Annotated in this window: 1 pseudogene; it reads left to right on the forward strand. The window is 69.1% G+C overall.

What is annotated here, in order from left to right:
* Positions 1-253: 253 nt before the first annotated feature.
* Positions 254-379, forward strand: a pseudogene (locus WFH32_RS19255) (ferredoxin); the annotation flags it as partial.

Consider the following 379-nt stretch of genomic DNA (forward strand, 5'->3'; position numbering starts at 1 on the left):
CGCCGACTACGTCACCGCCTGGTGGAACCTCGTCAACTGGGCCGACGCCGACGCACGCCTCGCCCGCGCCCGCACCCAGGGCGAAGGCCTCATCATCCCCGCCTGACCCTCGTGACCAGTGCCGGGCGCCGCGCGCCCGGTACGACGAGACCCGCGTGAACGGGAAAGGCCCCGGCACCGCGGCGCGCACCACGCGCGACGCTGCCGGGGCCTTCCTGCGGGCAGCCAGAACCCTCCAGAAAGGTGGTCCGCCGTGACCTATGTGATCGCTCAGCCTTGTGTGGACGTGAAGGACAAGGCGTGCATCGAGGAGTGTCCGGTGGACTGCATCTATGAGGGCAAGCGGTCGTTGTACATCCATCCGGACGAGTGCGTGGAC

This window comes from Oerskovia sp. USHLN155 (assembly GCF_037145535.1).
Lineage (GTDB): Bacteria > Actinomycetota > Actinomycetes > Actinomycetales > Cellulomonadaceae > Oerskovia > Oerskovia rustica.